Source organism: Streptococcus gwangjuensis (genome assembly GCF_028156745.1).
GTDB classification, from domain to species: domain Bacteria; phylum Bacillota; class Bacilli; order Lactobacillales; family Streptococcaceae; genus Streptococcus; species Streptococcus gwangjuense_A.
Map to the genome: position 1 here is coordinate 11,865 of NZ_JAODJG010000036.1, position 11,910 is coordinate 23,774.

An 11,910-nucleotide genomic window follows, 5' to 3' on the forward strand; every position below is an offset into this window, starting at 1 on the left:
ATAGAATTCTTAGAAAGAGTGGATGTCTTTTTGATAACACCTACTTATGAATGGCAGTTTGCCCCGCAGGTAGAAGATGCGGATTTTACAAAGATAGCCAAGAAGGCTGGGCTGGGTCCTGAGGTGGCTCGGTTATTGTTTGAGAGAGGGATTCAGGACCAAGAAAGTCTGAAGAAGTTTTTAGAACCTTCCTTGGAGGACTTGCATGATCCTTATCTGCTCCATAATATGGACAAGGCAGTGGAACGGATTCGTCAGGCTATTGAAGAAGGGGAAAATATCCTCATCTATGGAGACTACGATGCGGATGGCATGACCTCGGCATCTATTGTGAAGGAAAGTTTGGAACAGCTTGGTGCTGAGTGCCGGGTTTATCTGCCCAATCGTTTTACCGACGGCTATGGACCGAATGCCAGTGTTTACAAATATTTTATCGAGCAAGAAGGAATTTCCTTGATTGTGACGGTGGATAATGGGATTGCGGGTCACGAGGCTATTGAATTGGCCCAGTCTATGGGAGTAGATGTCATTGTGACTGACCACCATTCCATGCCTGAAACCTTACCAGATGCCTATGCTATTGTCCATCCTGAGCATCCGGATGCGGACTATCCTTTCAAATATTTGGCTGGTTGTGGAGTGGCTTTCAAGTTGGCTTGTGCCCTGTTAGAAGAAGTGCAAGTGGAATTGCTTGATTTGGTCGCTATTGGTACCATTGCAGATATGGTGAGTTTGACGGATGAGAACCGTATCTTGGTTCAGTATGGTCTGGAAATGTTGGGCCATACTCAGCGCATTGGTTTACAAGAAATGTTGGACATGGCTGGGATTGCTTCCAATGAAGTAACAGAAGAAACGGTTGGTTTCCAGATTGCCCCTCGTTTGAATGCCTTGGGGCGGTTGGATGATCCCAATCCTGCCATTGATTTGTTGACTGGATTTGATGATGAGGAGGCGCATGAGATTGCCCTTATGATTCATCAGAAAAACGAAGAGCGCAAGGAGATCGTCCAGTCTATCTATGAAGAAGCCAAGACCATGGTGGATCCTGAGAAGAAAGTCCAAGTATTGGCCAAGGAAGGCTGGAATCCTGGGGTTCTAGGAATCGTGGCTGGTCGTTTGTTGGAAGAATTGGGGCAGACAGTCATTGTACTTAATATAGAAGACGGTCGTGCCAAGGGTAGTGCTCGTAGTGTGGAAGCAGTGGATATTTTTGAGGCTCTGGATCCTCATCGCGACCTCTTTATCGCTTTCGGTGGCCATGCTGGCGCAGCTGGCATGACGCTGGAAGTTGAGAAACTTTCAGATTTATCTCAAGTATTAGAAGATTATGTCCGTGAAAAAGGTGCAGATGCTGGTGGTAAGAACAAGTTAAATCTAGATGAAGAATTGGATTTGGAGACACTTAGCTTGGAAACGGTTAAAAGTTTTGAACGTTTAGCTCCCTTTGGCATGGACAATCAGAAACCTATCTTTTATATAAAGGATTTTCAGGTCGAAAGTGCCCGTACTATGGGGGCAGGCAATGCTCATCTCAAGTTGAAAATTTCCAAAGGTGAAGCGAGTTTTGAAGTGGTAGCCTTTGGCCAAGGTAGATGGGCAACAGAGTTTTCTCAAACCAAGAATCTAGAGCTGGCAGTCAAATTGTCTGTCAACCAATGGAATGGCCAAACTGCCCTCCAGTTGATGATGGTGGATGCGCGTGTGGAGGGTGTTCAACTTTTTAACATCCGTGGGAAGAATGCAGTCTTGCCAGAGGGAGTTCCAGTCTTGGATTTTGCTGGGGAACTACCAGATTTAGTAGATAGCGAAGCTGTGGTTGTAAAAACCGTTCCAGAGGATATTACTCAGCTGAAGACCATTTTTCAGAAACAGAATTTTTCCGCTGTCTATTTCAAGAATGATATTGATAAGGCCTACTATCTGACAGGGTATGGGACTAGAGAGCAGTTTGCAAAATTGTACAAGACCATCTACCAGTTCCCAGAGTTTGATATTCGCTACAAACTGAAGGATTTGGCTGCTTATCTCAATATCCAACAAATCTTGCTGGTCAAGATGATTCAAGTGTTTGAAGAGCTAGGCTTTGTGACCATCAAAGATGGTGTCATGGCAGTCAATAAAGAGGCACCAAAGCGGGAAATCGGAGAAAGTCAGATTTACCAAAATCTCAAACAAATCGTCAAAGATCAAGAAATGATGGCGCTGGGTACCGTGCAAGAAATTTATGACTTTTTAATGGAAAAAGAGTAGATCATAGGAAAGAGTTGGGAAACCAGCTCTTTTTTGAAAACAAATCTTCATTTTGAAAATCATCAAAAAAATGGTATAATGGTAGGAAAAGATTCGGCTGGAAGTTTTAGAACTTTTAGAATAAGAGGGTAAATTCACCCTATAATCAAGATAAATGAAGTTTCGGAGGGAAAATGAGTAATATTAGTTTAACAACACTAGGTGGTGTACGAGAAAATGGGAAAAATATGTACATCGCTGAAATCGATGGTTCTATTTTTGTTTTGGATGCTGGGCTTAAATACCCTGAAAATGAACAACTAGGTGTTGATGTCGTCATTCCAAATATGGACTACCTTTTTGAAAATAGCGATCGTATCGCCGGGGTCTTTTTGACCCACGGACATGCGGATGCCATTGGTGCCCTGCCTTATCTCTTGGCTGAAGCCAAGGTGCCTGTGTTTGGTTCTGAGTTGACCATTGAGTTGGCCAAACTCTTTGTCAAAGGAAATGATACGGTTAAGAAATTCAATGACTTCCATGTGATTGATGAAGATACAGAGATCGACTTTGGAGGGACTGTGGTTTCCTTCTTCCGTACAACTCACTCTATCCCAGAAAGTTTGGGAATAGTCCTGAAAACAGCTGAAGGTAGCATCGTTTATACAGGGGACTTCAAGTTTGACCAGACAGCTAGCGAATCCTATGCGACGGATTTTGCTCGTTTGGCAGAAATCGGTCGTGATGGTGTTCTAGCACTTCTCAGTGATTCAGCTAATGCAGATAGCAATATCCAGGTGGCTAGCGAAAGTGAAGTTGGGGACGAGATTACTCAAACCATTGCAGATTGGGATGGTCGTATCATCGTCGCAGCAGTAGCCAGCAACCTTTCTCGTATCCAGCAGGTGTTTGATGCTGCAGATGCAACAGGCCGCCGTGTGGTCTTGACTGGATTTGATATTGAAAATATCGTCCGCACTGCTATTCGCCTCAAGAAATTGTCTCTAGCTAACGAGAGTCTTTTGATTAAACCGAAAGACATGTCTCGCTTTGAGGATCGTGAGTTGATCATCCTTGAGACAGGTCGTATGGGTGAGCCTATCAACGGTCTTCGCAAGATGTCGATTGGTCGCCACCGTTATGTGGAAATCAAGGACGGTGACCTAGTTTATATTGTGACCACTCCGTCTATCGCCAAAGAAGCAGTCATGGCGCGTGTGGAAAACATGATTTACCAAGCTGGCGGGGTTGTCAAATTGATCACCCAAAGCTTGCGCGTGTCAGGGCATGGAAATGCGCGTGATTTACAGTTGATGATCAATCTATTGCAACCCAAGTATCTCTTCCCAATTCAAGGGGAATACCGTGAGTTGGATGCCCATGCTAAGGCAGCTATGGCGGTTGGAATGTTGCCAGAACGCATTTTCATCCCTAAGAAGGGAACCAGCATGGCCTATGAGAATGGAGACTTTGTCCCAGCTGGAGCGGTTTCGGCAGGGGATGTCTTGATTGACGGAAATGCCATTGGTGATGTTGGTAATGTGGTCCTTCGTGACCGTAAGGTCTTGTCAGAGGATGGAATTTTCATCGTCGCAATTACCGTTAACCGTCGTGAGAAGAAAATTGTAGCCAAGGCCCGTGTTCACACGCGTGGATTTGTTTATCTCAAGAAGAGTCGTGATATTCTTCGTGAAAGTTCAGAATTGATTAACCAAACGGTAGAAGACTATCTTCAAGGAGATGACTTTGACTGGGCAGATCTTAAAGGGAAGGTTCGGGATAATCTGACCAAGTATCTCTTTGATCAAACCAAGCGTCGTCCAGCTATTTTACCAGTAGTCATGGAAGCAAAATAATCGTTGAAATAAACAGAGAGAAAGTCGAATGTCGGCTTTTTCTTATAGAAAAATAGAGGAAAAATTATGGCAGTAATGAAAATTGAGTATTACTCACAAGTTTTGGATATGGAGTGGGGGGTTAATGTCCTCTACCCTGATGCTAATCGAGTGGAAGAACCAGATTGTAAAGACATTCCCGTCTTGTACCTCTTGCACGGGATGTCTGGCAATCATAATAGTTGGCTTAAGCGGACTAACGTAGAACGCTTGCTTCGAGGAACCAATCTCATCGTCGTCATGCCCAATACCAGCAACGGTTGGTACACCGATACCCAGTATGGTTTTGACTATTACACAGCTCTAGCAGAGGAATTACCACAGGTTTTGAAACGTTTCTTCCCTAATATGACTAGTAAACGTGAAAAGACCTTTATCGCTGGTCTCTCTATGGGGGGCTATGGCTGTTTCAAACTGGCTCTTGCTACAAATCGTTTTTCTTATGCAGCTAGCTTCTCAGGCGCCCTTAGCTTTCAAGATTTTTCTCCTGAAAGCCAAGATCTGGGAACGCCAGCATACTGGAGAGGTGTTTTTGGGGAGATTAAAGACTGGACAGCTAGTCCCTATTCTCTAGAAAGTCTGGCTAAAAAATCGGATAAAAAGACCAAGCTTTGGGCTTGGTGTGGCGAGCAGGATTTCTTGTACGAAGCTAATAATCTAGTAGTAAAAAACCTCAAAAAACTAGGCTTTGATGTGACCTATAGCCATAGCGCTGGAACGCATGAGTGGTATTATTGGGAAAAACAATTGGAACGGTTCTTAGCAACTCTGCCAATCGATTTTAAATTAGAAGAGAGATTAGGATAATTTTTGACAATAATCACTTAAATATTTCAAAATGAAATGAAAATTTGTTTTCACTAGACTTTTTAAGTGAAAGTAGTAAAATAGTATAAAGATAATAGTTGTAAGAGAGAATTTTATCAAGAAAATTATTATCCAAGTGAATATTTACGTAGTATATGACTGAGAAGTAGTAGGATGAACGCTATAAGTAAAGTAATTATTACGAGAAAGGTATATAAATGTTTGATTATAAAATAGGGATTTCTGAACAAGAACATGATGCATTTGTTATTCAACATCCACAAGTTAATTTATTACAGAGTAGTTCTTGGGCAAAAATAAAAGATAATTGGGGAAATGAGCGATTAGGATTTTATAAAAATGGAGAATTGGTAGCTGTTGCAAGTATTCTTATAAAAAGATTACCACTTGGTTACACTATGATGTATATTCCAAGAGGGCCAATTATGGATTATCAAGATAAAGATTTGGTAAAATTTGTGATGAGAAGTTTAAAACAATTTGGGTCTTGTAGACGGTCAGTTTTTATAAAGTTTGACCCAGCTCTGATTCTAAAACAATATCCTATTGACCAATCTTCTGCAGAATTTTCTGAGAATAAACTATCTGTAGAAGCTATTCAAAACTTAAAAGATGCTAATTGTCAATGGTCTGGTAGAACTATAGCTATGTCTGAAACGATACAACCACGTTATCAGGCTAATAAAATTCTTAAAGAAGGGGGGGATTTAGATTTTCCGAAGCATACTAAGAGGTTAATGAAAGATGCTATAAACAGAGGTGTTGTTACATATAGAGGTACTTTATCTGATATATCAAATTTTGAGACTGTTATATCTTTCACAGAGCGTCGGAAGAATGTTTCACTTCGTAATCAGGAATATTTTCAAAGATTAATGGAAATTTATGGAGATGCTGCCTATTTACATCTAGCGAAGATTAATCTTTCGGATCGCCTGATAAAGTATAAGGATCAGTTGTCCCAGATAAAAAAAGATTTAGCTGAAACAGGCGAGCATCAAAAAAAGCGTCTAACCAAACTAAAACAGCAGGAAAAATCTATTGAAAAATATATTGTAGAGTTTGAAGAACTTGTTCAACAATATCCAAAAGAAATAGTTATAGCTGGGATACTTTCTGTGTCATTTGGTAATACACTTGAAATGCTCTATGCTGGAATGGATGATAGGTTTAAAAAGTTTTACCCTCAATATGTTCTTTATACAAAAGTGTTTGAGGAATCGTATAAAGATGGTAAAATTTGGGCTAATATGGGAGGTGTTGAAGGTACTTTAGATGATGGATTGACTGATTTTAAATCTAACTTTAGTCCCGTTGTCCAAGAATATATTGGAGAGTTCACTCTGCCAGTAAATTTTTTGTATCATTTGGCTAACTATTTTTATCAACTTCGTAAAACATTAAGAAAAAAACATAGAAAGTAAGTATATGGCACTAACAACACTCACGAAAGAAGAGTTTCAGACTTATTCTGATCAGGTTTCTTCTTGTTCCTTTATGCAATCTGTCCAGATGGGTGATTTGCTAGAAAAAAGAGGGGCTCAAATTGTTTATCTTGCTTTAAGAAAAGAAGGAGAAATTCAAGTTGCAGCTCTGGTTTATAGTTTGCCCATGCTAGGTGGTCTGCATATGGAGCTCAATTCGGGGCCGATTTATACTCAACAAGATGCCCTTCCAGTTTTTTATGCGGAATTAAAAGAATATGCCAAGCAAAATGGTGTATTAGAGTTGCTTGTAAAACCTTATGAAACTTATCAAACTTTTGATAGCCAAGGTAATCCAATAGATGCTGAGAAAAAAAGTATTATTCAAGGTTTGACTGATTTAGGTTATCAATTTGATGGATTGACAACAGGATATCCAGGTGGGGAACCGAATTGGTTATATTATAAGGATTTGACTGATTTAACTGAAAAGAATTTACTTAAAAGTTTTAGTAAAAAAGGGAAGCCTTTGGTGAAAAAGGCTGAAACCTTTGGTATTCGGTTGAAAAAGTTAAAACGTGAAGAGCTATCAATTTTTAAGAATATCACAAAAGAAACCTCTGAACGTAGAGAATATAGTGATAAAAGTTTAGAATATTATGAGCATTTTTATGATGCTTTTGGAGAAGAAGCTGAGTTTCTCATAGCAACCTTGAATTTTTCGGAATATTTGAGTAAATTGCAAGGTGAGCAAAGTAAACTAGAAGAAATAGTGGACAAGTTGCGAATTGATTTGAGTAAAAATCCTCATTCTGAGAAAAAACAAAATCAACTGAGAGAATATTCGAGTCAATTTGAAACTTTTGAAGTTCGAAAAGCAGAAGCGCGAGACTTGATTGAAAAATATGGGGAAGAAGATATTGTTTTAGCCGGAAGTTTATTTGTTTATATGCCTCAGGAAACGACTTATCTCTTTAGTGGCTCCTACACTGAGTTTAATAAATTCTATGCCCCTGCACTGCTTCAAAAATATGTTATGTTGGAAAGCATAAAACGTGGAATACCTAAATACAACTTCCTAGGCATTCAAGGGATTTTTGATGGAAGTGATGGTGTTTTGCGTTTTAAACAAAATTTTAATGGCTATATTGTACGCAAAGCAGGTACTTTCCGTTATCATCCATCGCCTTTAAAATACAAAGCTATTCAATTACTCAAAAAAATAGTAGGACGTTAAGATGAAAAAGTCAGTATTTAGCTTTCTTTCAGCTTGTTTTAGTAAAATAGACTTTATTTGCTAGAAAGGTGGAGAGATATGCGCTGGATTTTTCGTTTGATAGGGGCTTTCTTTTCTTTTGTGTGGCGTTTGTTTTGGCGCCTGGTTTGGATAGTCGTGCTCTTATGTGCTCTTGCTTTCGGACTTCTATGGTATCTGAACGGGGATTTTCAAGGAGCGCTAAAGCAAGCAGAACGGTCAGTAAAAATTGGTCAACAAAGTATCGACCAATGGGGAAAAACAGGGCAACTGCCTAAGTTAAATCAGACAGATAGCCACCAACACTCTGAAGGAAGGTGGCCGCAGGCTTCTGCTCGTATTTACCTAGATCCCCAGATGGATTCACACTTTCAAGAGGCTTATGTAGAAGCAATCCAGAATTGGAATCAAACGGGTGCTTTTAACTTTGAAATTGTCACCGAGTCCAGCAAGGCAGATATCTTGGCTACGGAGATGAATGACGGAGGTACTCCTGTGGCAGGAGAGGCTGAAAGTCAGACCAATCTCTTGACGGGGCAATTCTTGTCTGTAACGGTGCGCCTGAATCATTATTATCTGTCCAATCCTGACTATGGTTATTCCTATGAGCGCATCGTTCATACGGCAGAACATGAGTTGGGGCATGCGATTGGCTTGGACCATACAGATGAGAAGTCTGTCATGCAACCTGCGGGTTCCTTTTATGGTATCCAGGAAGAGGATGTTGAAAGGCTTCGAAAATTATATGAGACCAATGAGTAGGGGACTATCTTTCCCTACTTTTTTGCTATAATGGAATTATGAATAACTTGATTAAATCAAAACTAGAGCTCTTGCCGACCAGCCCTGGTTGCTACATTCACAAGGACAAAAACGGCACCATTATCTATGTAGGAAAGGCTAAAAATCTGCGTAACCGCGTGAGGTCCTATTTCCGCGGAAGTCATGATACTAAGACAGAGGCTCTAGTGTCTGAGATTGTGGATTTTGAGTTTATCGTTACGGAGTCTAATATTGAGGCACTTCTCCTGGAAATCAATCTGATCAAGGAAAATAAGCCCAAGTACAATATCATGCTTAAGGATGATAAATCTTATCCTTTCATCAAAATCACTAATGAGCGCTATCCTCGTTTGATTATCACCCGTCAGGTTAAAAAGGACGGAGGTCTCTACTTTGGACCTTATCCAGACGTGGGGGCGGCCAATGAAATCAAGCGGTTGCTGGATAGGATTTTCCCTTTTCGTAAGTGTACCAATCCACCATCTAAGGTCTGTTTTTACTACCATATCGGACAATGTATGGCCCACACCATCTGTAAGAAAGATGAGGCCTATTTCAAGTCCATGGCTCAGGAGGTTTCTGATTTCCTAAAAGGGCAAGATGACAAAATTATTGATGACCTCAAGGGAAAGATGGCAACGGCAGCCCAGGCTATGGAGTTTGAACGTGCGGCGGAATACCGTGACCTAATTCAAGCCATTGGAACGCTTCGAACTAAGCAACGGGTCATGGCTAAGGATCTCCAAAATCGGGATGTCTTTGGCTACTATGTGGACAAGGGCTGGATGTGTGTGCAGGTTTTCTTTGTCCGTCAGGGCAAGCTCATTGAGCGCGATGTCAATCTTTTCCCCTACTACAATGATCCGGACGAGGACTTCTTAACCTATGTGGGACAATTTTATCAAGAAAAATCTCACCTAGTTCCCAATGAGGTGCTGATTCCGCAGGATATCGATGAAGAAGCCGTTAAGGCCTTGGTAGATACCAAGATTCTCAAACCCCAGCGTGGAGAGAAAAAACAGCTGGTCAATCTAGCCATAAAAAATGCTCGTGTTAGTCTGGAGCAGAAGTTCAATCTACTAGAAAAATCTGTCGAAAAGACTCAGGGTGCAATTGAAAATCTAGGACGCTTGCTCCAAATCCCAACACCAGTTCGCATTGAGTCCTTCGATAACTCCAATATTATGGGAACCAGTCCTGTTTCGGCTATGGTGGTCTTTGTCAACGGAAAACCCAGTAAAAAGGATTACCGTAAGTATAAAATCAAGACTGTGGTTGGACCAGACGACTATGCCAGTATGCGAGAGGTCATTCGCAGGCGTTATGGTCGAGTTCAACGTGAGGGCTTAACCCCGCCAGACTTGATTGTCATTGATGGGGGACAAGGTCAAGTCAATATTGCCAAGCAAGTCATCCAAGAAGAGCTGGGTTTGGATATTCCCATTGCTGGTCTGCAAAAGAATGACAAGCACCAAACCCATGAATTGCTCTTTGGAGATCCGCTTGGGGTGGTGGAGCTGTCTCGCAATTCTCAGGAATTTTTCCTCCTCCAACGCATTCAGGATGAGGTGCACCGCTTTGCCATCACCTTTCACCGCCAACTGCGCTCCAAGAACTCCTTTTCATCACAACTGGATGGGATTGACGGTCTGGGACCTAAACGCAAGCAAAATCTCATGAAGCATTTCAAGTCTCTGACCAAAATCAAGGAAGCCAGTGTGGATGAGATTGTCGAAGTTGGAGTACCAAGAGCAGTAGCAGAGGCTGTGCAAAGAAAGTTGAACTCGCAGGAAGAAGTGGAGTTGGCTCAAGTGGCAGAAGATAGAGTAGATTACCAAACGGAAGGAAACCACAATGAACCATAAAATCGCAATTTTATCAGATATTCATGGCAATGCGACAGCCTTAGAAGCAGTAATTGCAGATGCTAAAAATCAAGGAGTCAGTGAATACTGGCTTATGGGAGACATTTTCCTCCCTGGTCCAGGTGCAAATGACTTGGTCGCTCTGTTAAAGGAACTTCCTATTACAGCCAGTGTTCGAGGCAATTGGGATGATTGTGTCCTTGAGGCCTTGGATGGTGAATATGGTTTGGAACATCCACAAGAAATCCAGTCAATGCGAATGACCCAGTTTTTGATGGAGCGAATGGATCCTGCAACGATTGTCTGGCTACGAAGCTTGCCTTTGCTGGAAAAGAAAGAAGTTGAGGGATTGCGTTTTTCTCTCTCACATAATTTACCTGACAAAAATTATGGGGGTGACTTGTTGGTTGGGAATGATACAGAAAAATTTGACCAACTGCTAGATGAGGAAACGGACGTGGCAGTCTATGGTCATGTTCACAAGCAATTGCTTCGTTATGGAAGTCAGGGGCAACAAATCATCAATCCAGGTTCGATTGGTATGCCTTATTTTGATTGGGAGGCGTTAAAAAATCACCGTGCCCAGTATACCGTGATAGAAGTTGAAGATGGGGAATTGGTAAATATCCTATTTCGTAAAGTCGCTTATGACTATGAAGCGGAGTTAGAATTGGCCAAATCCAAGGGGCTTCCTTTTATCGAAATGTATGAAGAGCTACGACGAGAAGACAACTATCAGGGGCACAATCTGGAACTCTTAGCAAGCTTAATAGAAAAGCATGGGTATGTAGAGGATGTGAAAGATTTCTTGGAGGCTATAAAGTCAGAATATAAGATAGACTAGTTTCTTTAAGCAGCTGAAAAATAGTTGGAACTGGATGAGGGGAGTCCCTGATTTAAATGATGGGCTTCATTTTGTTTCTTATTTTTGCTGCAGTTTGTTTCTATGAAAAATCTCTGCAAGCTCTTTCAAAATATGGTAGAATGGAAGCAGTAGAATTAGAAAAGGAAATCGATTATGAAATTTCTTGAATTAAATAAAAAACGTCATGCGACTAAGCAGTTCACTGATAAGCCAGTTGATCCAAAAGATGTGCGTACGGCTATCGAAATTGCGACCTTGGCACCAAGTGCCCACAACAGCCAGCCTTGGAAATTTGTAGTGGTGCGTGAGAAAAATGCCGAACTAGCAAAATTGGCCTACGGTTCAAACTTTGAACAGGTATCATCAGCGCCTGTAACTATTGCCTTGTTTACTGACACAGATTTGGCTAAACGTGCTCGCAAGATTGCTCGTGTTGGTGGAGCAAAGAACTTCTCAGAAGAACAACTTCAGTACTTTATGAAAAATCTTCCAGCAGAGTTTGCGCGTTACAATGAACAACAAATCAGCGACTACCTAGCCCTCAATGCAGGTTTGGTTGCTATGAACTTGGTTCTCGCTCTTACAGACCAAGGAATCGGATCAAATCTGATTCTTGGTTTTGACAAATCAAAAATCAATGAAGTTTTGGACATCGAAGACCGTTTCCGCCCAAAACTCTTGATTACAGTGGGTTACACAGACGAAAAATTGGAACCAAGCTACCGCTTGCCAGTAGATGAAATCATCGAGAAAAGATAGAAAG

At 41.2% G+C, this 11,910-nt stretch carries 9 protein-coding genes; all 9 read left to right on the plus strand.

All coding sequences use genetic code 11. From position 1 onward, the window contains the following. The first annotated feature begins 30 nt into the window (after positions 1-30). Positions 31-2,253, plus strand: coding sequence for a single-stranded-DNA-specific exonuclease RecJ (recJ, locus tag N5909_RS06930; RefSeq protein WP_271631032.1), 2,223 nt, complete (start codon positions 31-33; stop codon positions 2,251-2,253). Positions 2,254-2,426: 173 nt separating this feature from the next. Continuing rightward, positions 2,427-4,088 (plus strand): ribonuclease J, encoded by a 1,662-nt coding sequence (locus tag N5909_RS06935; protein WP_271631033.1) that lies wholly within the window; start codon positions 2,427-2,429, stop codon positions 4,086-4,088. 66 nt (positions 4,089-4,154) lie between these two features. After that, positions 4,155-4,934: an alpha/beta hydrolase gene (locus N5909_RS06940; protein WP_271631034.1), complete on the plus strand. Its 780-nt coding sequence runs from the start codon at positions 4,155-4,157 to the stop codon at positions 4,932-4,934. A gap of 218 nt (positions 4,935-5,152) precedes the next feature. Then, entirely contained in the window at positions 5,153-6,379 is a 1,227-nt protein-coding gene (locus tag N5909_RS06945) for an aminoacyltransferase (RefSeq protein ID WP_271631035.1), read from the plus strand. Positions 6,380-6,383: 4 nt separating this feature from the next. Next, positions 6,384-7,616: a peptidoglycan bridge formation alanyltransferase MurN gene (gene murN / locus N5909_RS06950; protein WP_033682081.1), complete on the plus strand. Its 1,233-nt coding sequence runs from the start codon at positions 6,384-6,386 to the stop codon at positions 7,614-7,616. Between the two features lie 78 nt (positions 7,617-7,694). After that, on the plus strand, positions 7,695-8,396 hold the full coding sequence (locus N5909_RS06955; RefSeq protein WP_033682082.1) for a M57 family metalloprotease: 702 nt from the start codon (positions 7,695-7,697) through the stop codon (positions 8,394-8,396). Between the two features lie 38 nt (positions 8,397-8,434). Then, positions 8,435-10,282 carry an excinuclease ABC subunit UvrC gene (gene uvrC / locus N5909_RS06960; protein WP_271631036.1) on the plus strand — a complete coding sequence of 616 codons (1,848 nt, stop codon included), beginning with the start codon at positions 8,435-8,437 and terminating at the stop codon, positions 10,280-10,282. Further along, positions 10,272-11,126 carry a metallophosphoesterase family protein gene (locus tag N5909_RS06965; RefSeq protein ID WP_261116863.1) on the plus strand — a complete coding sequence of 285 codons (855 nt, stop codon included), beginning with the start codon at positions 10,272-10,274 and terminating at the stop codon, positions 11,124-11,126. The genes uvrC and N5909_RS06965 overlap by 11 nt, the downstream gene beginning before the upstream one ends. Positions 11,127-11,300: 174 nt before the next feature. Further along, entirely contained in the window at positions 11,301-11,906 is a 606-nt protein-coding gene (locus N5909_RS06970) for a nitroreductase family protein (RefSeq protein ID WP_271631037.1), read from the plus strand. Positions 11,907-11,910 lie beyond the last annotated feature (4 nt).